The 24,851-nt window shown below is 69.9% G+C and carries 17 protein-coding genes and 1 pseudogene; 13 read left to right on the forward strand and 5 right to left on the reverse strand.

All coding sequences use genetic code 11. The features are described from left to right. Positions 1–227 precede the first annotated feature (227 nt). The 4 genes from ACFVXC_RS41620 to ACFVXC_RS41635 all read left to right on the forward strand — a co-directional run bounded on the left by ACFVXC_RS41620 (position 228) and on the right by ACFVXC_RS41635 (position 4,803). Complete coding sequence (locus ACFVXC_RS41620) at positions 228–2,774, forward strand: ATP-binding protein (RefSeq protein WP_389916926.1); 2,547 nt, start codon at positions 228–230, stop codon at positions 2,772–2,774. Between the two features lie 62 nt (positions 2,775–2,836). Continuing rightward, positions 2,837–3,553, forward strand: a complete 717-nt coding sequence (locus tag ACFVXC_RS41625) for a response regulator (RefSeq protein ID WP_389916982.1) — start codon at positions 2,837–2,839, stop codon at positions 3,551–3,553. An 89-nt stretch (positions 3,554–3,642) separates the two neighbouring features. Then, entirely contained in the window at positions 3,643–4,041 is a 399-nt protein-coding gene (locus ACFVXC_RS41630; protein WP_389916928.1) for an OB-fold nucleic acid binding domain-containing protein, read from the forward strand. Between the two features lie 3 nt (positions 4,042–4,044). Beyond that, entirely contained in the window at positions 4,045–4,803 is a 759-nt protein-coding gene (locus ACFVXC_RS41635; RefSeq protein WP_389916930.1) for a DUF3159 domain-containing protein, read from the forward strand. An 83-nt stretch (positions 4,804–4,886) separates the two neighbouring features. Here ACFVXC_RS41635 and ACFVXC_RS41640 read toward each other — a convergent pair whose 3' ends face one another. The 4 genes from ACFVXC_RS41640 to ACFVXC_RS41655 form a co-directional block, all read right to left on the reverse strand. Beyond that, complete coding sequence (locus ACFVXC_RS41640) at positions 4,887–5,564, reverse strand: TrkA family potassium uptake protein (RefSeq protein ID WP_361842937.1); 678 nt, start codon at positions 5,562–5,564, stop codon at positions 4,887–4,889. Further along, a complete protein-coding gene (locus ACFVXC_RS41645; protein WP_389916932.1) occupies positions 5,564–6,232 on the reverse strand; it encodes a potassium channel family protein in 669 nt (222 codons plus the stop codon). The genes ACFVXC_RS41640 and ACFVXC_RS41645 overlap by 1 nt, the downstream gene beginning before the upstream one ends. 139 nt (positions 6,233–6,371) lie before the next feature. After that, positions 6,372–6,611 carry a hypothetical protein gene (locus ACFVXC_RS41650; protein ID WP_389916934.1) on the reverse strand — a complete coding sequence of 80 codons (240 nt, stop codon included), beginning with the start codon at positions 6,609–6,611 and terminating at the stop codon, positions 6,372–6,374. After that, on the reverse strand, positions 6,611–6,943 hold the full coding sequence (locus ACFVXC_RS41655) for an ArsR/SmtB family transcription factor (protein WP_389916936.1): 333 nt from the start codon (positions 6,941–6,943) through the stop codon (positions 6,611–6,613). The genes ACFVXC_RS41650 and ACFVXC_RS41655 overlap by 1 nt, the downstream gene beginning before the upstream one ends. 211 nt (positions 6,944–7,154) lie before the next feature. On the opposite strand from ACFVXC_RS41655, the gene ACFVXC_RS41660 reads away from it, so the two are divergent. The 7 genes and pseudogenes from ACFVXC_RS41660 (at position 7,155) to ACFVXC_RS41690 (ending at position 19,625) form a co-directional block, all read left to right on the forward strand. Continuing rightward, positions 7,155–9,473: an MMPL family transporter gene (locus ACFVXC_RS41660; protein WP_389916938.1), complete on the forward strand. Its 2,319-nt coding sequence runs from the start codon at positions 7,155–7,157 to the stop codon at positions 9,471–9,473. A 61-nt stretch (positions 9,474–9,534) separates the two neighbouring features. Beyond that, entirely contained in the window at positions 9,535–11,619 is a 2,085-nt protein-coding gene (locus ACFVXC_RS41665; protein ID WP_389916940.1) for an APC family permease, read from the forward strand. A gap of 112 nt (positions 11,620–11,731) precedes the next feature. Then, a complete protein-coding gene (locus tag ACFVXC_RS41670) occupies positions 11,732–13,099 on the forward strand; it encodes a class I SAM-dependent RNA methyltransferase (protein ID WP_389916942.1) in 1,368 nt (455 codons plus the stop codon). A 481-nt stretch (positions 13,100–13,580) separates the two neighbouring features. Then, a pseudogene (locus tag ACFVXC_RS41675) lies at positions 13,581–13,757 on the forward strand (acyl-CoA desaturase); the annotation flags it as partial. A 43-nt stretch (positions 13,758–13,800) separates the two neighbouring features. Continuing rightward, entirely contained in the window at positions 13,801–14,199 is a 399-nt protein-coding gene (locus tag ACFVXC_RS41680; protein ID WP_389916944.1) for a DUF5994 family protein, read from the forward strand. 870 nt (positions 14,200–15,069) lie between these two features. After that, positions 15,070–18,054 (forward strand): CARDB domain-containing protein, encoded by a 2,985-nt coding sequence (locus tag ACFVXC_RS41685; RefSeq protein ID WP_389916946.1) that lies wholly within the window; start codon positions 15,070–15,072, stop codon positions 18,052–18,054. Between the two features lie 413 nt (positions 18,055–18,467). Next, complete coding sequence (locus ACFVXC_RS41690) at positions 18,468–19,625, forward strand: IS701 family transposase (protein ID WP_389916948.1); 1,158 nt, start codon at positions 18,468–18,470, stop codon at positions 19,623–19,625. Here the strand turns inward: ACFVXC_RS41690 and ACFVXC_RS41695 are convergent. Further along, a complete protein-coding gene (locus ACFVXC_RS41695) occupies positions 19,622–21,556 on the reverse strand; it encodes a helix-turn-helix domain-containing protein (RefSeq protein ID WP_389916950.1) in 1,935 nt (644 codons plus the stop codon). The genes ACFVXC_RS41690 and ACFVXC_RS41695 overlap by 4 nt on opposite strands. A 340-nt stretch (positions 21,557–21,896) precedes the next feature. Here ACFVXC_RS41695 and ACFVXC_RS41700 point away from each other — a divergent pair, with 340 nt between their 5' ends. Together ACFVXC_RS41700 and pabB are read left to right on the forward strand one after the other, a co-directional pair. Next, on the forward strand, positions 21,897–22,649 hold the full coding sequence (locus ACFVXC_RS41700) for a methyltransferase domain-containing protein (RefSeq protein ID WP_389916952.1): 753 nt from the start codon (positions 21,897–21,899) through the stop codon (positions 22,647–22,649). Positions 22,650–22,729: 80 nt separating this feature from the next. Beyond that, positions 22,730–24,850, forward strand: a complete 2,121-nt coding sequence (gene pabB, locus ACFVXC_RS41705; RefSeq protein WP_389916954.1) for an aminodeoxychorismate synthase component I — start codon at positions 22,730–22,732, stop codon at positions 24,848–24,850. The last annotated feature ends 1 nt before the right edge of the window (position 24,851 follow it).

Raw genomic sequence — 24,851 nt, forward strand, 5'->3', positions numbered from 1 at the left:
CTCATCCCCGACCTGCCTCATCCCCGACCTGCCTCATCCCCGACCTGCCTCATCCCCGACCTGCCTCATCCCCGACCTGCCTCATCCCCGACCTGCCTCATCCCCGACCTGGCACATCAGGGTTGCGTCAAAGAGAGCCCCCGGGCGCACCTTCGTCCGTTTCGCGGGAATTGTTAGCCGTAAGGTCGACGCTGCGTACAGAGCGGATTCGGGAAGACAATGGGGCCATGGCACGCGGCAAGCTTCGGATATACCTCGGTTCGGCACCGGGCGTCGGCAAGACGTACGCGATGCTGTCCGAGGCCCACCGCCGCATCGAGCGCGGCACCGACTGCGTCGTGGCCTTCGTGGAGCACCACGACAGGCCCCGCACCGAAGTGATGCTGCACGGCCTTGAGCAGGTGTCCCGCAAGGACCTCGACTACCGAGGCACCTTGTTCACCGAGATGGACGTGGACGCGGTTTTGGAGCGGGCGCCCGCCGTCGCCCTGGTGGACGAACTGGCGCACACCAATGTCCCGGGATCCCGCAACGCCAAGCGCTGGCAGGACGTCGAAGAGCTGCTCGCCGCGGGCATGGACGTCGTCTCGACCGTGAACATCCAGCACCTGGAGTCGCTTGGCGACGTCGTCGAGTCGATCACCGGCGTACGCCAGCGCGAGACCGTGCCGGACGAGGTGGTGCGGCGCGCGGATCAGATAGAGCTGGTCGACATGTCGCCACAGGCGCTGCGCCGCCGCATGGCCCACGGCAACATCTACAAGCCCGACCGGGTCGACGCGGCCCTGTCCAACTACTTCCGGCCCGGCAACCTCACCGCCCTGCGCGAGCTGGCGCTGCTCTGGGTCGCCGACCGGGTCGACGAATACCTCCAGCAGTACCGCGGCGAGCACGACATCCGCTCCACCTGGCAGGCCCGCGAGCGCATCGCCGTCGGCCTGACCGGCGGCCCCGAGGGCCGCACCCTGATCCGCCGTGCGTCGCGGATGGCCGCCAAGGGCTCGGGCAGCGAGATCCTCGCCGTCTACATCGCCCGCAGCGACGGTCTGACCGCGGCCTCGCCCAAGGAGCTCGCGGTCCAGCGCACCCTCGTGGAGGATCTGGGCGGCACCTTCCACCACGTCATCGGCGACGACATACCTGCCGCGCTGCTCGACTTCGCCCGCGGCGTCAACGCCACCCAGATCGTCCTCGGCTCCTCCCGCCGCAAGACCTGGCAGTACATCTTCGGGCCCGGCGTCGGCGCGACGGTCGCCCGCGAATCGGGTCCCGATCTGGACGTCCACATCGTCACGCACGGCGAGGTCGCCAAGGGGCGCGGCCTGCCCGTGGCGCGCGGGGCACGGCTCGGGCGCTCCCGGTCCATCTGGGGCTGGCTGGTGGGCGTGGGCGGCCCGGCGCTCCTGACCCTGCTCCTGACCCATGTCGACGCGAACCTCGGGCTCGCCAACGACATGCTGCTCTTTCTGACGCTCACGGTCGCCGCCGCGCTGCTCGGCGGCCTCCTTCCGGCCCTGGCGTCGGCGGCCTTCGGCTCGCTGCTCCTGAACTTCTTCTTCACGCCGCCGCAGCATCTGTGGACGATCTCCGACTCCAAGAACATCGTCGCGATCGTCGTCTTCGTGGGCGTCGCGATCTCCGTCGCCTCCGTCGTGGACCTCGCCGCACGCCGTACCCACCAGGCCGCCCGGCTGCGCGCGGAGTCGGAGATACTCTCCTTCCTCGCCGGCAGCGTGCTGCGCGGCGAGACCAGCCTGGACGCTCTACTCGAACGCGTGCGCGAGACATTCAGCATGGACTCCGTGGCCCTCCTGGAGCGGGCGAGCGACGTCGCCCCCTGGACCTGCGCCGGCCGGGTCGGCGAGGGCCGTACGATCGAGCGCCCCGAGGACGCCGACGTGGACATGCCGGTCGGCGACCACATGGCGCTCGCCCTGTCCGGCCGGGTGCTGCCCGCCGAGGACCGCAGGGTGCTCGCCGCGTTCGCCGCGCAGGCCGTCGTCGTCCTGGACCGCAGGCGCCTGAAGGACGAGGCGCAGCAGGCCCGCACCCTCGCCGAGGGCAACCGCATACGCACCGCGCTGCTCGCCGCCGTCAGCCATGACCTGCGTACGCCCCTCGCGGGCATCAAGGCCTCCGTCTCCTCCCTGCGCTCCGACGACGTGGCCTGGTCCGACGAGGACCAGGCCGAGCTCCTCGAAGGCATCGAGGACGGCGCCGACCGCCTCGACCACCTGGTCGGCAACCTCCTGGACATGTCCCGCCTGCAGACCGGCACCGTCACCCCGCTGATCCGCGAGATCGACCTCGACGAGGTCGTCCCGATGGCGCTGGGCGGCGTACCCGACGGCAGCGCGGACCTCGACATCCCCGAGACACTGCCCATGGTCACCGTCGACAAGGGCCTCCTTGAGCGCGCGGTCGCCAACATCGTCGAGAACGCCGTCAAGTACAGCCTCGACGCCGAACCGGTCCTGGTCTCCGCGAGCACGCTCGGCGACCGCGTCGAACTGCGCGTCGTGGACCGCGGCCCCGGTGTCCCGGACGGGGCCAAGGACCGCATCTTCGAGCCGTTCCAGCGCTACGGTGACGCTCCGCGCGGCGCGGGCGTGGGCCTGGGCCTCGCGGTCGCACGCGGCTTCGTGGAGTCCATGGGCGGCACGCTCGAGGCGGAGGACACCCCGGGCGGCGGCCTCACCATGGTCCTCACCCTGCGGGCGGCGGCGGGCGGACCGCCCGTCCTGCCGGATCTCTCCGCCCAGGCCACCTCATGACCGCCCGCACCGACAAGACGGCCCCCGCCGACAAGACCCACAGGCCCGAAAGGCAGACGCGCATGCCGCACTCTCCCGGGGGAGACCCCAGGACCCCCACGAGGGTGCTCGTGGTCGACGACGAGCCACAGATCGTCCGCGCCCTCGTGATCAACCTGAAGGCGCGCAAGTACGACGTCGACGCGGCCCCGGACGGAGCCACCGCGCTCCAGCTCGCCGCCGCAAGGCACCCCGACGTGATCGTGCTCGACCTCGGCCTGCCCGACATGGACGGGGTCGACGTCATCAGGGGGCTGCGCGGCTGGACGCGCGTGCCGATCCTGGTGCTCTCCGCGCGGCACAGCTCGGACGAGAAGGTCGAGGCGCTCGACGCGGGCGCCGATGACTACGTGACCAAGCCGTTCGGCATGGACGAGCTCCTGGCCCGGCTTCGCGCCTCCATCCGCAGGGCCGAGCCCGCGGGAGCGGGGGAGGACGACGTGATGGTGGACACCAAGGACTTCACGGTCGACCTGGCGGCAAAGAAGGTCAACCGCGGCGGGCGCGACGTACGCCTGACGCCCACCGAATGGCATCTGCTCGAAGTCCTGGTGCGCAACACAGGGCGCCTGGTCAGCCAGAAGCAGCTGCTCCAGGAGGTCTGGGGCCCTTCGTACGGCACGGAGACGAATTACCTGCGCGTCTACATGGCACAGCTGCGGCGCAAGCTGGAGACGGACCCCGCGCATCCGCGGCACTTCATCACCGAGCCGGGAATGGGTTACAGGTTCGAGCGGTGAGTCAAGGTTCCGGGTCGGACTGAGCGGGCACAGGCACAGGTGAGCGCACCCGTTGCGGCACTGTCGGCGACCCCCGGTACGCTTCGTGTATGAGTGCTGTTCCTGGTTCCGCGAAGCCGGCAGGCCGTTTCCGGCGCATGCTCGACCGGCTGTCGTCCTCGCAGGAGGACCTGGAGTCGGAGGAGCTGCGCGAGGACACCGAGACGGCGGGGTGCACCCGTATCGGAGACTGCCAAGACCGCCAGATAGTCACGGTTACTGGTACCTTGCGCACGGTCACCCTGCGACCACGCGCCGGCGTCCCCGCCCTTGAGGCGGAGCTGTTCGACGGCTCCGCGGCACTGGACGTGGTGTGGCTCGGCAGGCGCTCCATCGTGGGGATAGAACCGGGGCGCAAGCTGATCGCTTCCGGCCGGGTCTCGATGAGCCGGGGCCGCCGGGTGCTCTTCAACCCGAAGTACGAACTCAGACCCCTCGGACGGGAGTAGCCGGTGACGTCCCTCGACAAGCCGACGGAGACGGACCACGAAGCCACGGACCGCACAGCCACGGACCAGGAAGCGGATTCCAGGGCCGTGACCGAGGCCGCGCTCTTCGAGGCGTTCGGCGGCGTGCGGGGCATGGTGGAGACCGTCGTCCCCGGCCTCCTCTTCGTGACCATCTTCACGATCAACAAGGACCTGCACATGTCGGCCATCGCGGCCCTCGCGGTGTCCCTGGTGCTCGTGGTGGTCCGCCTTGTCATGAAGGGCACCGTCAAGCACGCCTTCAGCGGCGTCTTCGGTGTCGCCTTCGGTGTGGTCTTCGCGATGATGACGGGCAACGCCAAGGACTTCTATCTGCCGGGCATGCTCTACACCCTGGGCCTCGCCCTCGCCTACATCATCACGGCCCTCGCGGGTGTCCCGCTGATCGGCCTGATCCTGGGCCCGGTCTTCAAGGAGAACCTCTCCTGGCGGACCCGCAACCCGGGCCGCAAGAAGGCGTACACGAAGGCAAGTTGGGCCTGGGGCCTGATCCTGCTCGCCAAGTGCGCGATCCTCTTCCCGCTCTACTGGTGGGGGGACACGACGCAGTTCGGCTGGGTCCTGATCGCCCTGAAGATCCCGCCGTTCCTGCTCGCCGTCTGGCTGACCTGGGTCTTCCTCGCGAAGGCGCCCGCGCCGATCGACGTCTTCGCGGAGATGGAGGCGGAGGAGAACGCCGAGAAGGAGCGCAAGGCCGCGGGCCAGCATCGCAAAGAGGCCTGATCGCCAAGGCACTTGCCTGTACGCGGATGGGGGCGCCCGGAGTGATCCGGGCGCCCCCATCCGCGTATGAGCGAGCGAAGCGCCTAGCTCGCCGCGTCCTCCCGGCGTACCGAAAGGAGGTCCTCCAACTGCTCCTCGCGGGCCTGGGCCGCCACGAAGAGGAGTTCGTCGCCCGCCTCCAGGGAGTCGTCCGGGGTCGGCGCGAGGACGCGCGTGCCGCGGATGATCGTCACGAGGGAGGTGTCCTCGGGCCACTGGACGTCGCCGACCGTCGTGCCCGCGAGGGCCGACTCGGGCGGCAGGGTCAGCTCGACGAGGTTCGCGTCGCCGTGGCTGAAGCGGAGCAGCCGGACGAGATCGCCGACGCTGACGGCCTCCTCGACGAGCGCGGACATCAGGCGCGGGGTCGAGACCGCGACATCGACGCCCCAGGACTCGTTGAAGAGCCATTCGTTCTTGGGGTTGTTCACGCGGGCGACGACCCGGGGGACGCCGTACTCGGTCTTCGCGAGCAGCGAGACGACGAGGTTGACCTTGTCGTCGCCGGTCGCGGCGATCACCACGTTGCAGCGCTGGAGCGCGGCCTCGTCGAGCGAGGTGATCTCGCAGGCGTCGGCGAGCAGCCACTCCGCCTGCGGGACGCGTTCGACCGAGATGGCGGTCGGCGCCTTGTCGATGAGCAGAATCTCGTGCCCGTTCTCCAGGAGCTCACCGGCGATGGAACGTCCCACCGCGCCCGCTCCGGCAATGGCGACCCTCATCACTGACCGCCTTCTTCAGGGCCTTCGGCGAACGCCGCTTCGACCTTCTCGACCTCGTCGGTACGCATCATCACGTGCACCAGGTCGCCCTCCTGGAGCACCGTCTGGGAGGTCGGCAGGACCGCCTCGCCCAGCCGGGTGAGGAAGGCGACGCGTACGCCGGTCTCCTCCTGGAGCTCGCTGATCTTGTGGCCGATCCAGGCCTCGGACGCGTGCACCTCGGCGAGCTGTACGCCGCCGGTGGGGTCGCGCCACAGCGGCTCGGCCCCGGAGGGCAGCAGCCTGCGCAGCATCTGGTCGGCGGTCCAGCGGACCGTGGCGACGGTGGGGATGCCCAGGCGCTGGTAGACCTCGGCGCGCCGCGGGTCGTAGATGCGGGCGGCGACGTTCTCGATGCCGAACATCTCGCGGGCCACGCGGGCGGCGATGATGTTCGAGTTGTCGCCGCTGCTGACCGCGGCGAAGGCGCCCGCCTCCTCGATGCCGGACTCGCGCAGGGTGTCCTGGTCGAAGCCGATACCGGTGACGCGGCGACCGCCGAAGCCGGAGCCCAGACGGCGGAAGGCGGTGGGGTCCTGGTCGATCACGGCGACCGTGTGCCCCTGTTGTTCCAGGGTTTGCGCGAGAGCCGATCCGACTCTCCCGCAGCCCATGATGACGATGTGCACGCCCGTCCTTCCGGCTGTGTCAATACTTTTTGCTCAGGCTGAACGGTAAAAGCGTCTCAGACCGACGCCCAAGCTACACACGCGCGGTCCGTGGAGGGCACCCCCGTGCACCTGCCGGTACGCAGTCTTTGCCGCGGACTCAGTCCACGCTGCGCAGCAGGCCCTCGACGGACTTCAGCCGGTAGCCCATCTCGACGAGCTGCAGCCGCGCCGCCTCCTGCTCGGACCTGGCGCGCTCGACCACGTCGCGGTACTGCTCCATCGCCTCGGCGTACTGGCGGTCGCGCTCGCGGTTGCGCTGCGTCTGGAAGTACGCGACTGCCACGATCGCGCCGGCGAGTATCAGGAAGAAGGCGACCGGGATGATCACGTCGTCCATTAAGACCCCTCTGGTGAGTGCTGCTGCCCTGCCTCGTCCGACGCGTCCTGCCGGACGGCCGCGAGGATCGTGTCCACGTTCAATCGCACGTCGAACGGCGCGAGTTCGAAGTACTTGAGCGCCTTGCCGTCGTCGGAGAGCTCCAGGCGGCCGACGACGAGACCGGCCTTCTCCAGGCGTTCGAGGTGCATGTAGAGCAGGGGCCGGGAGACGCCGAGCCGCCGTGCCAGTTCGCTGACGTACAGCTGTCCCGGGGCGAGCTCGGTGATGATCCGGATCCGCTGGGCATGGCCGACGGCGGAGAGGAAGGCGAGCAGCTCTTCGCTGTCCATGGCCCGCCTTTTCGCTGGTCTTCTCGCTGGTCACGGAACCTGTCGACCGAGACCTGTCGACCGAAACCTGTCAGCCAAGACTTACGCATGACGGGATCCACTGTCAATCCGCTTGCCCTAGTCATTAATGACAGTTGACGGTTCATTCCTTCACCTGTCAGTCTCCGCTTACACATGAAGGCCAGAGGCTGACGAAGGGGCGGGGATGGTCATGGGGAAGCGATCGGTCACGGTGCGCGTGGCGAGATGGAGCGCGCTGCATCCGGGGCGGGCGGTCATCGGGTGGCTGGTGTTCGTGGTGCTCTGCCTGGGGGGCGGGATGGCCGCCGGCATGAACAGCGCGACATCGGAGGACTTCCGCGTCGGGGAAGCGGGGCGCGCCGAGGCCCTGGCGACCGGGGGCGGCGTGCAGCTGCGGCCCACGGAGCAGGTGCTGATCCGCGCGGAGTCGGGGCCGCTGGACGAGGCGGCCGCCGATGCCGCCGTCAAGGACATCACCGCCCGGATGAAGTCGCTGCCCGAGGTCGCCTCGGTGGCGGCGCCGGTGAAGTCGGCCGACGGACGGGTCCTGCGGGTCCCGGTGGAGCTGAACGGCTCCGAGCAAGAGGATCAGGAGAGCGTCCCCCCGCTCCGGGCCCAGACCGAGGAGGCCGCGAAGGCCCACCCGGACCTGGTGATCGAGGAGACCGGCGACGCCTCCGTGAGCAAGGGCGTCGACGACCAGCGCGACAAGGACCTGCAGTTCTCCGAGGCGATCACGCTGCCCGCCACGCTGATCACGCTGGCCCTGGTGTTCGGCTCGGTGGTCATGGTCGGTGTACCGCTGCTGCTCGCGGTGACCTCGATCATGGCGACGATGGGCCTGGCGATGCTGGCCTCGCACCTGCTGCCCGACACCGGCGTGGGGATGAGCATGATCCTGCTCATCGGCATGGCCGTCGGAGTCGACTACACGCTCTTCTATCTCAAGCGCGAACGTGAGGAGCGGGCCCGCGCGGGCGGCCGTCTCACCTCCGAGGCCCTGGTAGAGGCCGCCGCCGCGACGGCGGGCCGCGCCATCGTGGTCTCCGGACTCGCCGTGATCGTCTCCACCACCGCGCTCTTCCTGGCTCGTGACGTCATCTTCGACTCCCTCGCCACCGGCACCATCCTGGTCGTCGCGGTCGCCGTGGTCAGCTCGGTGACGGTGCTTCCCGCGCTCCTGGTCAAGCTCGGCCGCCGTACCGAGCGCCGTGCCGCCAAGCGGCTCGCGCAGGGCAAGCCGGTCCGCGGTACGTACGGCGAGAAGAAGCCGGGCCGCGCCTGGAACGTGCTGCTCGCGCCCGCTCGCAACCGCCCCGCGCTCACCCTGTGCCTGTCGGTGCTCGTCATGCTGGGGCTCGCGCTGCCCGCCCTGAACATGAACCTCAAGAACCCCGCGCGGGACAGCTTCTCGCGCGACATCGAGGCGATGAAGGGGTACGACCGGCTGCTCGACGCCTTCCCGGAGCAGCGCGTCAGGCACCTGGTCGTGGTGCGGGCCGAGGCATCGCGGGCCGCCGACGTGCGGCAGGCCCTGACGGATCTTGACCGCGGGGCGAAGTCCGACCCGCTCTTCTCGCACCTCTCCGGTGCTCCGCTCCTGCGCTCCTCGGAGGACCGCAGAACCACCACCCTGGAGCTGAACGCCCCGCACCCGACGTACTCGGAGAAGGCTGAGGAGTCCCTCGACCACCTGCGCGACGACTACATCCCCGGGACCGTCGGCAAGCTGCCCGGCGTCGAGACCGCCGTCACCGGCGAGGTGCCGCGCGGCACCGACTACGTAGAGCACCAGAACCAGAAGCTGCCGCTCGTCCTGGGCTTCCTCCTCCTGATGACCTTCGCCATGACGGTCTTCGCGTTCCGCTCCGTCGTCCTCGGGCTGCTCGGCATCGTGCTCAACCTGCTCTCCGCCGCGTCCGCGCTCGGGCTGCTCGTCCTGGTCTTCCAGGGGAAGTGGGCCGAGGAACTGCTCTCGTTCATCTCGCTCGGCGGGATCTCCTCGCGGGTTCCGCTCTTCCTCTTCGTGATCCTCTTCGGGCTCTCGATGGACTACCAGGTGTTCGTGGTCAGCCGGATCCGGGAGGCCGCGCTGAACGGCGTGCCCACCCGGCAGGCCGTCATCCAGGGCATCAGCTCGTCGGCCAAGGTCGTCACCAGCGCCGCGATCGTCATGGTCACCGTCTTCGCGAGCTTCGTGATGCTGCACATCCTGGAGATGAAGCAGATGGGCTTCGTCCTGGCGGCGGCCGTTCTGCTCGATGCGGTGGTGATTCGCATCATGATCCTGCCGTCAGCGCTGCTGCTGCTCGGCCGCGCCACCTGGTGGCCGTCCCGCGCGATCCGCCGCGCCGAGGAACGTGTGTCCGATCGGTACGGGACTCGCCATGGGGCGTACGAGACGTACGGGGCGCAGGAGGTACCGGAGGCACCGGAGGTACCGCAGACCACCGATGAGCGTCCGCTTTCCGGGCATTGGGCGGAGCCCCGGACGGCGCGTCGTGGCTAACCCGAGCAGTTAGGGGGTGGTGGGTGGGCGGGCACCCATTCGAACGCTTACGATCCTCTGCGTGTCCAAACTGACCGACGTGCCCAAACGGATCCTCATCGGGCGCGCACTGCGCAGCGATCGGCTCGGAGAAACCCTCCTGCCGAAGCGCATCGCTCTACCCGTGTTCGCGTCCGACCCGCTCTCCTCCGTGGCCTACGCCCCGGGAGAAGTGCTCCTCGTCCTCTCGATCGCGGGTGTGTCGGCGTACCACTTCAGCCCCTGGATCGCCGTCGCGGTCGTGGTGCTGATGTTCACCGTCGTCGCGTCGTACCGGCAGAACGTGCACGCCTACCCGAGCGGTGGTGGCGACTACGAGGTCGCCAACACCAACCTCGGTCCCAAGGCCGGACTCACCGTCGCGAGCGCCCTGCTCGTCGACTACATCCTGACCGTGGCGGTGTCGATCTCCTCGGGCATCGAGAACCTCGGCTCGGCGATTCCGTTCGTCGTCGAGCACAAGGTGCTCTGTGCCGTCGCCGTCATCGTGCTCCTCACGGTGATGAACCTGCGCGGCGTGAAGGAGTCGGGGAAGCTCTTCGCCATCCCGACCTACGTCTTCGTGGCAGGCGTCTTCATCATGATCGCCTGGGGAGCCTTCCGGGGCGTCGTACTCGGCGAGACGATGAAGGCGCCCACCGCGGACTATGTGATCAAGCCCGAGCATCAGGGCCTCGCGGGCTTCGCGTTGGTCTTCCTGCTGCTGCGGGCCTTCTCATCGGGCTGCGCGGCACTCACCGGCGTCGAGGCCATCAGCAACGGCGTCCCGGCCTTCCGCAAGCCCAAGAGCAAGAACGCGGCGAGCACCCTGGCCCTGATGGGCGCCCTGGCCGTGACCATGTTCTGCGGCATCATCGCGCTCGCCATGACGACCAAGGTCCGCATGGCGGAGTACCCGGGCAAGGACCTCTTCCACAACGGAGTGCCGGTCGGCGTCGACTACGTACAGAACCCGGTGATCTCCCAGGTCGCCGAGGCCGTCTTCGGCAGCGGCAGCTTCCTGTTCATCGTCCTCGCGGCGGCCACGGCCCTCGTCCTCTTCCTCGCGGCCAACACGGCGTACAACGGCTTCCCGCTGCTCGGCTCGATCCTCGCGCAGGACCGTTACCTCCCGCGTCAGCTGCACACCCGCGGTGACCGGCTCGCGTTCTCCAACGGCATCGTGCTGCTCGCGGGCGCCGCGGCGCTGCTCGTCGTCATCTACGGCGCGGACTCGACCCGTCTGATCCAGCTCTACATCGTCGGCGTCTTCGTCTCCTTCACGCTCAGCCAGATCGGCATGGTCCGGCACTGGAACCGCCATCTGCGCAAGGAGAGGGACCAGGCCAAGCGCCGCCACATGATCCGCTCGCGGGCGATCAACACCTTCGGCGCCTTCTTCACGGGCATGGTCCTGGTCGTCGTACTCGTCACGAAGTTCACGCACGGCGCGTGGGTCGCCCTGCTCGGCATGTGCATCTTCTACGCGACGATGTCCGCGATCCGCCGCCACTACGACCGCGTCGCCGAGGAGATCGCCGCTCCGGACACCCCGTCCGAGGACAGCGTGCGCCCCTCGCGCGTGCACTCCATCGTCCTGGTCTCCAAGATCCACCGCCCGACGCTGCGCGCCCTTGCCTACGCCAAGCTGATGCGCTCGGACACGCTCGAAGCACTGAGCATCAACGTCGACGCGGCAGAGACCAAGGCCCTCAGGGCCGAGTGGGAGCGGCGCGGCATCCATGTCCCGCTGAAGATCCTCGACTCGCCCTACCGCGAGATCACCCGGCCGATCATCGAGTACGTCAAGGGCCTGCGCAAGGAGAGCCCGCGCGACGTGGTCAGCGTGATCATCCCGGAGTATGTGGTGGGCCACTGGTACGAGCACCTGCTGCACAACCAGAGCGCGCTCAGGCTCAAGGGCCGCCTGCTCTTCACTCCCGGCGTGATGGTCACATCCGTCCCCTACCAGCTCGACTCCTCCGAGGCCGCGAAGAAGCGGGCCAGGAAGCGGTCGGAGTGGAACGCGCCGGGTGCGGTGCGGCGGGGACCGGTGGAGAAGCGCACGAAGGAGCCGAGCAACGGCAACGGCGGCGGGAACGGCGGCGGGAACGGCGGCAAGGGCTGACCCGTGCCCGGGCTCCTGGTGAGCGGCCGGACAACACCCACGTAGACTGGTGGGCTGTTGTCCGGCCGTTTCCTTCGGCCGATGCCCCCTTACGTTGTGGAGTCACCCCGCCATGCAGGCAGAACCGAAGAAATCGCAGGCGGGGAACTCGAAGGAGGGCTCGCAGGCGGCCTCGCTCGTCGGGCAGGAGTACGAGGTCGAGGTGGGCCCCGTCGCGCACGGCGGCCACTGCGTCGCCCGCACGGCCGAGGGCAGGGTGCTGTTCGTCCGGCACACGCTCCCCGGTGAGAAGGTCATCGCGCGCGTGACCGACGGTGACGAGGAGTCCCGCTTCCTGCGCGCGGACGCGGTGACGGTCCTCGACCCCTCCAAGGACCGCGTCGAGGCACCCTGCCCGTACGCGGGCCCCGGCCGCTGCGGCGGCTGCGACTGGCAGCACGCGAAGCCGGGCGCACAGCGCCGCCTCAAGGGCGAGGTCATCACCGAGCAGCTCCAGCGCCTGGCGGGCCTGACCCCCGAGGAGGCCGGCTGGGACGGCACGGTCGTCCCGGCGGAGGGCGACAAGCTGCCCTCGGGCGAGGTCCCGGCCTGGCGCACGCGCGTCCAGTACGCGGTGGACCCCGACGGCAACGCGGGTCTGCGCCGCCACCGCTCGCACGAGGTCGAGCCCGTCGAGCACTGCATGATCGCCGCCCCCGGGGTCTCGGAGCTCGGCATCGAGAAGCACGACTGGTCCGGCATGGAGTCGGTCGAGGCGATCGCGGCGACCGGCTCCCAGGACCGCCAGGTCATCCTGGAACCGAAGCCGGGCGCGCGGCTGCCCCTCGTCGAGCTGGACAAGCCGGTCTCGGTCCTGCGCATCGCCGAACAGGACGGCGGCGTCCACCGCGTCCACGGCCGCCCCTTCGTCCGTGAGCGCGCCGACGGCCGCACGTACCGCGTCGGCAACGGCGGATTCTGGCAGGTCCACCCGAAGGCCGCGGAGACCCTGATGCTCGCGGTCATGCAGGGCCTGACGCCCCGCAAGGGCGACACGGCCCTGGACCTCTACTGCGGCGTGGGCCTGTTCGCGGGCGCGATCGCGGACCGGGTCGGTGACAAGGGCGCGGTCCTCGGCATCGAGTCCGGCAAGCGAGCGGTCGAGGACGCCCGCCACAACCTCGCCGCGTTCGACCGCGTCCGCATCGAACAGGGCAAGGTCGAGGCCACCCTGCCGCGCACCGGCATCACGGAGGTCGACCTGATCGTCCTGGACCCGCCCCGCGCGGGCGCGGGCAAGCAGACGGTCCGCCACTTGACCGGCCTCGGCGCACGACGGATCGCGTACGTCGCGTGCGATCCGGCAGCGCTGGCACGGGACTTGGGGTACTTCCGGGACGGTGGATACCGGGTGCGGTCGCTGCGGGCGTTCGATCTGTTTCCGATGACGCATCATGTGGAGTGCGTGGCGATCCTTGAGCCCGCCGCGAAGGGCCTTTGACAGCCTCGGGAGGGGTCGTGCGTTCAGGTTCGGACTCGGCGCCAGGCGTTACTCGTCGACGTCCTCGACGTCGCTGACCAGATATGCCAACGGCCGTTCTTCGCCCCGTGGGCCGAAGAGCACGGCATCCGTGTGATCTGCGCCCTCCCTCGCCCACGCCGTCGTCCACGAACACCTGGAGATCCCCGAACCACCCAACTCGTCCTCGCCGGGGCCCTCGCGCAGCTGACGGCCGGGTCTGTCCGGCTCTTTGGCCTTTCGGCAGGAGTAGGGTGACGGCGAGGGCCCTTGCTGTGCCGGTGCGCCGGAGCGCCTGCGTCCTCGCGATTCCCTCTCAAGGGGCAGCCCGGGACCCCGGCCGCGCCATTCGCACCGAGGTTCGAGGTACCCCGCCATGGCGCTCGTGTCCGACAGGCCCGCGACGGCGACGCCGCCGACCCACGTTCCGTATCCGCAGAGCGAGTACGACGGGACATCAGCCTCCTTCGGGGAGAGTCGGCACGACCTTCACCACGCCGACCCCACCAGCGCCCGCCACGGTGCCGACCGCGGCCGGATCGACCCGTCGGCCGCCGGCATCCGCCTTTTCGAGCGCCTCGGCTGGACCTACGACGTGCGCCGGCCGACGCCGGCCCGGATCGCCGCCCGCCGGCCCTGACGCTCTCCGCTGTCCTTGAGTCACACACGCTGACAGGAGCCTCATGGCTACCGCCCAGGCACTTCCGCTTCCCTCCCTTCCTCTTCTCCGTCTGTCCCTGGCACCCAACGGCGTCCTGCCCCGGGCCATCGACGGCGCCTGGTGGCCGCGTTCGTTCGACGTCCTCACCGAACTGCCCCAGCTGCTGCCCGGCCTGCCCCCCAGCTGGGGTGACATCAGCAGCGTCACGGTCAACGGGGCGATGTGGTCGGTGGCACCCGGCCGGATGCTCGTGGCCAATCAGGTCATACGACTGCACCGCGGTCCGACCGTGTCGGACCTGCACACCATCGTCCTGCTCAGCCCTGGCCGAGGGCGCTGGGACCTGCTGGTCGTGCCCCCGGACACACCGGAAGAGGAAGCGGCGCTGCTCATGTCGGGTGTCGCGGGCGGCCACGCCTGATCCCTCGGAGGTCAGCCGACCGGTGACGGGGAGAGCCCCCGGCGCCGTCTTCCGCGCGCCTGCGTCTGGAGAGCGGGGCGTCGGCGGGTCGCTACGGTCCCGGAGCCCGGACCCTCGGCGGTCATGAACACGCCTGCCGGTCGGCGCCCGGCGATGTCCGCACCTTCACCGAGGAGCACATCGAGGGCGAGACACAAGGCCAGTGGTACCTGCGCCAGATCCCTTACGTCACCGGCCCGATGCGGCGGCAGTGCGGTTCCGTCCGGGGCCGCATCCTGCGTTTCGCCGTACCGGGATGGCGAAGGGCACGGACGCACCCGGGGCCGGGAAGCCCGCACGGTGCGCAGCAGGAAGCCCCGGCCGTCCACCGGACCAGGGTCCGGCGAGTTTCTGCGGTTGGGCCGGGCGCGAGTACCGCACCGGTGTGCTCAGGCGTGACGCCCGCTTGGCGCTCCAGCCGTCCGGCAGCCCGCCCTCTGCCTTCTCGCGCCTGATTTGGCGCCCGCTTCGCAAGATCCTGATGAAATCGAGCAAGAACTTCGCGTAGCCGGTCGGATGAGCCGATGCCCGCCGCCCCGGCGCGGCACCCTGTTGGCCTGGGCTGTGGCGTCAGCTGTGGCTGTGAAGTCTGAACTGGCGTGGGCCGTCCCGGAGTTGAGGGGCGTGTGCGAAGCGTTGACATTCCTGGGGTGTGCGGCAAATCTGTGCTCTCGTGGGCGCAATAAATCGACTGGACTCAGCAAATTCCCCATGTGAGTCGTGAGTTCATGCCGGGTGATCCGGCCGCCCAGGAACCCCCGCTCCTCCCCGCGCTGCGTGGCCAAGGCGCACCGCGGTACCGCAGCCCCCCCCCGTGGAACAGAGGACGCCATGAGATGGAAGCAACGCAGCCGGCGGCTGATCACCGTCGCGCTCAGTGCGGGCTTGATAGCCCTGGGCCTGGTGCCCGTCAGTGCCGGCGCGGCCACCGCGCGGCCCGCGGCCGAGCCCGTGAACCTCGCTCTGAACAAGCCGATCGAGGCGTCCTCGTCGACGCAGAACTACTTCGCCACGAACGCCAACGACAACAGCACGAGCACCTATTGGGAGTCGAGCGGCCATCCGTCGACGCTGACGGTGAAGCTCGGCGCCAACGCCGATCTCGCATCGGTCGTCGTCAAGCTCAACCCCGACGCGGCCTGGTCGACGCGTACGCAGAGCATCGAGGTGCTCGGGCGTGAGCAGTCGTCTCAGGGCTTCAAGTCCCTGAAGGCGCGGGCCGATTACTCCTTCAACCCCTCCGGGAACCGGAACTCCGTGACCATTCCGGTCACAGGCCGGTACGCCGACGTCCAGCTGAAGATCTTCAGCAACAGCTCGGGATACGGCGCCCAGGCGGCCGAGTTCCAGGTGATCGGCACCCCGGCACCCAATCCCGATCTGACCGTCTCGAACCTCACCTGGGATCCCGCGAAGCCCTCCGAGAGCGACGAGATCAACGTGAACGCCACGGTGCGCAACACCGGTAACGCTGCCGCCGGTGCGACCACGGTGAACGTCAGCCTCGGCGGCACCGTCGCGGGCAGTGCCCCGGTGCCCGCGCTCGGCGCCGGTGAGTCGGCTGTCGTCAAGGTGGGCATCGGCAAGCGCGCGCAGGGGAGTTACACCCTGTCCGCGCTCGTCGACCCGAGTGACACGATCGACGAGCAGAACGACGACAACAACAGCCGTACCTCCGAAAGCAAGTTGACGGTCGGCCAGAGTCCCGGGCCCGACCTTGAGGTCACCGGGATCACCTCCAACCCGGCGAACCCCGCCGTGGGCGCCAAGGTCACCTTCTCCGCCAAGGTCCACAACCGCGGCACCAGCGGCGTGAGCGCGGGGTCCGTGACCCGTCTGACCGTGGGCGGCGATACCCTCAACGGCACCGCTCCTGCCATCGCCGCAGGTGAGACGGCCACCGTGAGTATCAGCGGCAGTTGGACCGCCACCAGCGGCGGCGCCACGCTCACCGCGACCGCCGACGCCACGAACGCGGTCGCCGAGACCAACGAGAACAACAACGTCTTCGCGCGCTCCATCGTGGTCGGGCGCGGGGCGGCCGTGCCGTACGCCGAGTACGAGGCGGAGGACGGGCGGTACGAGGGCACGCTGCTCGAGGCCGACGCCGTGCGCACCTTCGGGCACACCAATTTCGCCTCCGAATCCTCGGGCCGCAAGTCCGTCCGCCTCAACTCCACCGGTCAGTTCGTGGAGTTCAGCTCCACCAGCGCGGCCAACTCCATCGTCGTACGCAACTCCATACCCGACGCGCCGGGCGGCGGCGGGCAGTCGAAGACCCTCAGCCTCTACGCGGACGGCAAGTTCGTGCAGAAGCTGGACCTGTCCTCCAAGCACAGCTGGCTGTACGGCAACACCGACCAGCCCGAGGGTCTGACCAACACCCCGGGCGGCGACGCGCGGCGGCTCTTCGACGAGTCGCACGCACTGCTCACGCAGACGTATCCGCAGGGCACCAAGTTCAAGCTGCAGCGCGACGCCGGTGACGACGCCGCGTTCTACATCGTCGACCTGGTCGATCTGGAGCAGGTGGCGCCCCCGGCGAGCAAGCCCGCCGAGTGCACATCGATCACCACGTACGGAGCGATCCCGGGCGACGGCATCGACGACACGGCCGCGATCCAGCGGGCCGTGACCGCCGACCAGAACGGCGACATCGCCTGCGTGTGGATCCCGGCCGGACAGTGGCGCCAGGAGCAGAAGATCCTCACCGACGACCCGTTGAACCGCGGGCAGTTCAACCAGGTGGGCATCCGTGACGTGACGATCCGCGGCGCGGGCATGTGGCACTCCCAGCTCTACACGCTGACCCCGCCGCACGAGGCGGGCGGCATCAACCATCCGCACGAGGGCAACTTCGGCTTCGACATCGACGACAACACCAAGATCTCCGGCATCGCCATCTTCGGCTCGGGCGCCATCCGCGGCGGCGACGGCAACGCGGAGGGAGGCGTCGGCCTCAACGGCCGCTTCGGCAAGAACACCAAGATCAATGATGTCTGGATCGAGCACGCCAACGTGGGTGTCTGGGTCGGGCGCGACTACAGCAACATCCCGGAGCTGTGGGGCCCCGGCGACGGTCTTGAGTTCAACGGGATGCGCATCCGCAACACGTACGCGGACGGCGTGAACTTCACCAACGGCACGCGCAACTCCACCGTCTTCAACTCCTCCTTCCGCAACACCGGTGACGACGCCCTCGCCGTGTGGGCGAGCAAGTACGTGAAGGACACGTCGGTGGACGTCGGCCACGACAACGCCTTCCGCAACAACACCGTGCAGTTGCCCTGGCGCGCCAACGGCATAGCGGTGTACGGCGGTTACGGAAACAAGATCGAGAACAACCTCGTGTACGACACCATGAACTACCCCGGCATCATGCTCGCGACCGACCATGACCCGATTCCCTTCACCGGGCAGACGCTGATCGCGAACAACGGGCTCTACCGCACCGGCGGCGCGTTCTGGAACGAGGACCAGGAGTTCGGCGCCATCACGCTGTTCGCCCAGGGCCCGGACATCCCCGGTGTCACGATCCGCGACACCGACATCCATGACTCGACGTACGACGGCATCCAGTTCAAGACGGGTGGCGGTGCCATGCCGGACGTGAAGATCTCCGACGTGACGATCTCCAAGTCGAACAACGGCTCCGGCATCCTGGCCATGGGCGGCGCACGCGGCAGCGCGACGCTCACGGATGTGACGATCAGCGGCTCGCGCGACGGCGACATCCTGAAGGAGCCCGGATCGCAGTTCGTGATCAATGGAGGGGGCGCCAAGCAGTCCTCCAACCGGGCGTTCACCGCGCGGTAGCCGGTCGATTCCGGTTGTGGCGGTAGGCCGCCCGTGCCCGCTCATCGGGCACGGGCGGCCTTGCCGATTCCGGCGGCCGGTCGTCAGCCCGAGGTGCTTGACCTGGGTGTGTCCGGCCAGCGGCGAACTGGGTGTGCCGTGGGCACTGGTCCCTCCGCGGCACCGCTGCGTCTGTGCCGCTCGGGTCGGCCTCCGTCGTCCGGTTTGCGCCGGTTTAGGCAGCGGGGTGTGGGCCGGGCACACCCCTGAGCGGCCGTGGAGGGGTGATCGAGGGGGATTTGGCAGGGGGGTGGTGGTGGGCCCACCACCACCCGGGGGGTGGTGTGTGTCGGCGGGACCTCGTGGGTGGGGCGGGCGTGGGGGAGGCTCTGGGAGACACAGACGCCACCGACTCAGGGGGAGGGCGAGGTCTTATGGGCCCGCAACTCGTACAGTTCACGCGCCCGCAGAGCAGCCGGGTGGTCCGGGACGCGGTCAGCGCGCTGTGCCAAGGGGTGTTCGAGCCGCTGCCGCGGGCCGACCAGCGGCGCAAGGCCGAGCTGTACGTACGAGGGCTTCTCACGGCCCGGGGGCGCAAGACCATGCGTAACATCGCCGCGCACGCCGGGATGCCCGCGGGCGAGCAGAGTCTGCACCACTTCATCTCGTGCTCGACCTGGGACTGGCGTCCGGTGCGCGCCAATCTCGCGGCTCAGCTCGACGGGCTGCTCAACCTCCAGGCCTGGGTGGTCAAACCCATGGTCATCCCCAAGTCGGGGGCGCACTCGGTCGGCGTCGAACGCCGCTTCGACGCCGGGTCCGGGCACATGGTCAGCGGGCAGCAGGCCTTCGGCATGTGGGCCGTGTCGGACGACGCGAGCGTTCCGGTCAGCTGGGCGCTGCACCTGCCGGACGAGACCACGCTCGCGGGCTGCGCGGCCCGCGCAGTGCTCGACCTCGCCGAGACCCGCGCCCTTCCCCGGCTGCCGGTCGTCATGGACGCCGTCGAGGGGGGCGTCGACATGGTCCCTTCGCAGCTCGCGTCGGCCGGTGTGCCGTTTCTGCTCGAAGTCGGTCCCGGAGCGCTTGTTCAGGTGACCGATCCCCAACTGCCGGGCGCGGCGGCGGAACTGAGCACCGTCGGGCGCGTCATCGACGCCGCAGGCGCACTGCGACGCCCGGTGCGGTACGAGGACCGGGCCGACCGCTCCATACGCACCGGTTTCCTCGCCGCGGTCCGGGTGGAGCTACCCGAATCCGCGGCCGGGCCCCGCCGCCGTACCCAGCCCCGTCGGCCGCTGCTGCTCGTCGGCGAGTGGACGGACGCCCGGCGACGGCCCGAGCGGTACTGGCTGACCGATCTCACCACCGCACCGCCGGCCTTGCTGATGCGGCTGGCCCATCTCTCACGTCGTATCGAACGCGGCGCCACCGACCAGTCCGACCGGGTCGGCATGCGCGACTTCGAGGGGCGTTCGTTCCAGGGCTGGCACCGGCACGTCACGCTCGCCTCCGCGGCCCACGCGGCCACCGCGCTCTGCGATCAGCACTCCGGTGGCTATGCGACGGCCTCCCGCCGCTGCTCGGCCTAGGGCGCTATCCCCTCGCCCGCCTCGGGGTCGAGCGTCTCCCGGGTGCGGTACAGGCGCAGGGCCAACTGGACTTCCAGGGCGCGGGAAGGGGCCTGCCAGTCCTCGCCCAGGAGAGCGGTGATGCGTTCCAGGCGGCGCGAGACGGTGTTCGGGTGGACGTGCAGGGATTCGGCGGCGTACGTGGGGCTGCTGCCCGACTGGAAGTACGCCTCCAAGGTCTGTACGAGGTTGGTGAAGCGATGGGTGTCGTAGTCGATGACCGGACCGATGGCGTGCGTGATGTAGTCGCCCACGCTGTGGCGGTCGCCGAGCAGCAGGCCGAGGAAGCCCAGTTCGCGGGCGGACGCGGTCGATCCGCTGCCGCCGAGCGCGCTCAGGGCGTTGAGGCAGCGGACCGCCTCCGCGTACGTCGGCTCGATGTCCTCGATACGGGTGGACGGGCCCGCCGCGCCCACCGTGACGGGGTGGCCGAGCAGCGGAGTGAGTTCGCGGGAGATCTGCCGGGCGGTGGCGCCGGGGTCCTCGGAGGGCAGCAGCAGGACGATGCAGCCGCCGCGCACCCGCGAGAGGCCGCCGAAGCGCAGGGCGTACGACGACGCCCAGACCACGGCACGGCCCTGCGAGCCGCCCTCGGGCCGGATGACCACGGCGGTGTACGCGCGCTCCAGATCGAGGCCCAGACTCCGGGCGCGGTCACGCAGTTGGGGCAGCGGGCGCTGCGCGGGGCTGAGCAGCGCGTCGAAGAACTCGTCGCGCACCTGGCTCTCGGCCACCGCCGTGTTGCGCTGCATCAGGAGCAGCACACCCGTGGTTCCCGCGGTGAGCTGGAGCAGTTCGAGGTCGGTGGGGGAAAGGGCGTCGGCGGCGTGCAGGAGCAGCGAGCCGAGACGTTCGGTGCCGGCCGTCACCGGGGCGAGCCAGCCGGTGTCGGTGAGCTGGATGGGCTCCTGGGCCACCTGGGCCTCCAAGGAGGCGCCCGCGACCCGGGCGAGGTCCGCCGCGGGCAGGTCGCCGGTGGCGGCGAGCGTACGGCTGCCGAGGTCGAGGACGGCGACCGTGCCGCCGAGCGAATCCGCGGCGAGTTCGGTCAGCGCGCCGAGGCCGGAGCCTGCGAGGAGCAGGTCGATCATGCGGCGGTGGATGCCGTTGACGCGGTGGGCGGCGGCCAGTTCGGACTTGGCGCGGGCGCCGTACTGCTCCAGGTCGGCGATGTCCATCCGTGCCTGGTTGAGCACCCGGGCCTTCTCGATGGCCACCGTGGCGAGGTCGCCGAGCGAGGACATCAGGGCTATCTCGCCCGGGGTGAAATGGCGTACGTCGCGGTCGGCGGAGTAGAGCACGCCGAAGGACGTCTCACGGTGGCGCAGCGGCACGGCGAGGATGGCGTGAAGACCCTCCGCGCGGACCACGTCGTCGATCACCGGGTGGTGGGTGATGCGGTCGTCGGCCATGTAGTCATGGGTCCAGAACGGCGCGGTGTTCTGCCGCGCGGCGCTGCCGAGACCGCCCTCGCGCGGCACCCGGAAGCCGACGGTGAGCGCGGTGGCGTGCCCGTCGGCGGTGCGCACATAGCTGTCGCCCGCCTCTTCGTCGTGGAAGCTGATGTAGGCCATGTCGAGGTTGAGCAGCAGCCGCGCGCGTCGGGTGATCACCTTGAGCAGGGTGTCGAGGTCGTAAGGGAGCGTCAGGTCGCGCGCGGTGTCGACGAGCGCGGAGAGCCCTGCCTCGCGCTGCTGGCGCCGGCCGAGCTGGGCCCGTACGGCCAGCCCCAGTTCCAATGCCGCGCGCAGCTCTTCGAGTTCGGCCTCCGAGGCGCCGAGCCGCCGTGTCGACGCGGCGAGTTCGTCGTACGCGGATGCGGGCGCTTCCTTGGCCAGGAGTTCGAGTACGGCCAGAGCGGCGGCTTGCGTGGGGACAGAGTCCAGTGTCAAGGCTCGTCCTCCAGGTCAAGGGGTGGCTCGCTAGGTGAGACAGGTCGGAATGTAAGCGAAGTGCCCGTCCATGGTCAATTGCTAACTCTTCGTGTGCATTAACGGATCTGCTCCTTCCGGATGCCCGGCCTCCCGTCGCCCTCTCTCCAGCGGCCTTTGTCACTGCTTGGGCGCCTTTGGGGTGCGGGGCAGTGGCCACAGCACCACCGTGACCACTCGGGTGTGTTGACCGGTCACCTTCCGTGCCGGACCACCCCCGAACAAGACTCCTCGGCATCCGGTCGCTCCCACCAGAGCGACCGGGACCACCGCTGAAGGTCACCCAGGGGGAGCAGTCGGTATGCAGCAGAAGCAGATTGTCGCCGAATCGGTCAACGCGGAATTCGAAGTACGGGACTACGAGCGCTCGCTGGCGCGCAGCGCCGTCTCACGCACCCGTGCCGACCGCCCGCACACCTTCGAACTGCGCGGACGCACCTGGGACCTGCTCGACGAGGTCTTCGCCCCCATCTACTCGCCGTCGACCCGGATAGGGCTCGACTTCCTCGGCTGGACCGAGGAGGTCCTCGCGCCCCGCAGCGGCTCCCTCCTGGAGATCGGCTGCGGAACCGGGATGATCGCGGTGACCGGAGCCCTGGCCGGCTGCGACCGCGTGGTCGCGTCGGACATCAACCCGCGCGCCGTCGAGAACGCCAGGCTCAACGCGGTCCGGCACGGCGTGGCCGACCGGGTCGAGGCCGTGTACAGCGACATGTTCGAAGGGCTCGACCCCGCCGAGCGCTTCGACCTGGTCTTCTGGAGCTCCAACTACGTCCTGGCGCCGGCCGGGCACACCTACGGCTCCGCGCACGACGCGGCCTACGTCGACCCCGGCTACGCCGCCCACCGGCGTTTCCTCGCGGGCGCCGGGGAGCGGCTCACGCCGGACGGCTCGGCGCTGCTGCACTTCAGCTCGCGCGGCGACCTCGACGAGCTGTACTCCATGGCGGCCCAGGAGGGGCGTGAACTGCGCACACTGCGCTCGCAGTTCGTGCCCGAGGGCGAGATGATGGTGGAGCACCTGCTTCTGGAGATCCTCCCGGCCGTGCTCTGAGGGGTCCGCGCGGCCCGCCGGTCCGGCCCCGCCGACCGTATCCGACCATCCGAACGCTCCCTTCCTCCAGCGAGGTCCCCGTGCGCACGCTTCTGGTCGACAACTACGACTCGTTCACCTACAACCTCTTCCACCAGATCGCGGAGGTGACCGGCGTAGAACCGGTCGTGCTGCGCAACGACGAGACACGGTGGCGCCCGGAGCTGCTCGACGGCTTCGACGCGGTGGTGCTCTCGCCGGGCCCCGGAACCCCCGAGCGGCGCGCGGACTTCGGGCTCTGCCAGGACGTCCTCGACCACGGCGACCTGCCCGTCCTCGGCATCTGCCTGGGACACCAGGGCCTGGCCCGCGCACACGGCGGGCGGGTCGTACGTGCGGCCGAGCCCCGGCACGGCCGCACGTCGATGGTGCGGCACGACGGGACGGGCCTGTTCGCGGGACTGCCCACCCCGTTCGAGGTGGTGCGCTACCACTCGCTGGCCGTCACCGATCTGCCGGACGAACTCGTGGCCACCGCGTGGAGCGACGACGGCACGGTGATGGGCATCGCACACCGTGAACTGCCGCGCTGGGGCGTGCAGTTCCATCCCGAGTCGATCCGCACCACGTACGGGCACCAGCTGCTGCGCGGCTTCCAGGAACTGGTCACCGAGCACCACGACCGCTCCGGGAACGGGAGGCGTCGTAGGGCACCGTCCCCGGTACGGACCACCGCTGCTCCCCGGACCCCCGCGGCCCCCGCGGCTCCCCGCCGACGGCTGCGGGTGCTCACCGACTTCCTCACCACGCGCTGGGACGACGAGGTGGCCTTCGACGCCCTGTTCCGCGGCTCGGCGCACTCGTTCTGGCTGGACAGCAGCCGCTCCGACGGCATCGGCCGGTTCTCCTTCCTCGGCGACGCCGCGGGACCGCTCGCCCGGGTCGCGACCGCCGACGTCGCCAGCGGCACGGTCACCGTGTCCGGGGCGGGCGGCCCGGCCGAGCAGCTCGTCGCCGAGCACTTCCTCGACTGGATCGACCGCGACCTGCGCGCCGCCGACGTCCAACTCCCAGAGCTGCCCTTCGCGTTCACGCTCGGCTGGGTCGGCTACCTCGGCTACGAACTCAAGGCACAGTGCGGTGGCGACGCGGCGCACCGGGCCGAACAGCCCGACGCGGTGATGGTGTTCGCCGACCGGGCCGTGGTGCTCGACCACCACACCGGCACGAGCTACCTCCTCGCGCTCGCCGAGGACGGCGACGAGCGGGCGGCCCGCGCCTGGCTGGACGACACCGCCGAACGGCTGCGCGCACTGGCGGGACGCACACTGCCCGCACCGGCGCCCCAGGAACCTCTCACCGCACTGCGCCTGCGCCACGACCGGGACCGCTACCTCGCGCTCATCGATGAGTGCCAGGACGAGATCGCGGCCGGTGAGACGTACGAGGTGTGCCTCACCAACATGGCGGAGGCGGACGGCTCGCCCGACCCGTGGGAGACCTACCGGGCGATGCGGCGCTCCCACCCGGCGCCGTTCGGCGCGCTGCTCGGCTTCGGTGACGTCTCCGTCCTCAGCACGTCACCCGAACGCTTCCTGCGGATCAGCGCCGACGGGTGCGCCGAGTCGCGGCCCATCAAGGGCACCCGGCCGCGCGGCGCGGATCCCGTCGAGGACGAGGCGATCCGCAGGGAACTCGCGGCATGCGAGAAGGACCGCTCGGAGAACCTGATGATCGTCGACCTGGTCCGCAACGACCTGGGGCGGTGTGCCGACGTCGGCACCGTGGAGGCCGACGACATCTTCCGCGTGGAGACGTACGCGAGCGTGCACCAGCTGGTCAGCACGGTGCGGGCGCGCCTCAGGCACGGGGTCACGGCCGTCGATTGCGTACGTTCCTCATTCCCCGGCGGCTCGATGACCGGGGCGCCGAAGCTGCGCACCATGCAGCTCATCGACCGCCTCGAAGCGGGCCCGCGCGGGGTGTACGCGGGCGCCATCGGCTACTTCTCCCTCTCCGGCGCCGCCGACTTGAGCGTGGTGATCCGGACCCTGGTGCTGACGCCGGGGCGGGCCGCGTACGGGATCGGCGGCGCGATCGTCGCGCTGTCCGACCCGGCGGACGAGTTCGAGGAGACCGCGGTGAAGTCGGCCCCGCTGCTCGGCCTCACCGACGCCGGATTCCCGGGCCGCGCGGGCGCGCTGACCCCGGTCGCGGGCTGAC

Origin of the sequence: Streptomyces sp. NPDC058257 (assembly GCF_042881845.1) — a bacterium.
In the GTDB taxonomy this organism is placed as follows: domain Bacteria; phylum Actinomycetota; class Actinomycetes; order Streptomycetales; family Streptomycetaceae; genus Streptomyces.